Here is a 633-nt window from a genome sequence, read left to right as displayed (position 1 = left end):
TCGGTGGCGGGAAGCTCGACCACAACCCGAGTCCTGAGTGAGTAGCGCAGGGCGCCGGAGTGCTCCAACTGCACTTCCGCAGCAACACGACTCTCGGCCAGGTCCGCCCCGATTTCGCTGGCGACCACGGCGATGGCCTGGTGCAAGCAGGTGGCGATCGCGGCCGCATAGAACTGCTCCGGCGCCCACACTTCACCGTCATGTCCACCGGGCGCTGGTGGCGCCACTACGGGCAACGACCTGCCTTCCGCGTCGGAGAACTCCACCCGGTCCGGCCCGTGAAGAGAAGTGGCTGTCGTTGTGTAGAGCGCACGTTCCTGCGATGCCATGCCGGCACTCTCGCCCGTGACAGCTTTGCGGCCCGGTCTGACACGCGGGGTCGCTCCTCGCGTACCCGACCGGAGCAGACCGCATCCGCACAACGCTGCGCGACGGTAAGTACAAGAGAGCTCCCGGGCGCCCCCGGCGTTTCCCGTTCAGGGCGTCGGCGCGGGTATTGCCCGGGAAGGCCGCCCGGCTGCTCGTCCCCCCGTGCCAGCCGGGCGGCGCTCTGTCCCTCGACAACCTCGTCGACCACAGCCCACGTCCAGCGTGTTCTGCGACCAGAGGTCCAGTACCTCGCGGGACCTCACA

1 protein-coding gene is annotated in these 633 nt (G+C 68.6%); it reads right to left on the bottom strand.

The annotated features are described in order from the left end of the window. A partial coding sequence (locus RM572_RS28705) for an OsmC family protein (protein WP_311676297.1) occupies positions 1-329 on the bottom strand: 329 nt, incomplete at its 3' end. Positions 330-633 lie beyond the last annotated feature (304 nt).

The sequence above is a fragment of the Streptomyces hazeniae genome (genome assembly GCF_031845485.1).
GTDB lineage: Bacteria > Actinomycetota > Actinomycetes > Streptomycetales > Streptomycetaceae > Streptomyces > Streptomyces hazeniae.
This window is presented reverse-complemented; position numbering and strand designations above follow the sequence as displayed.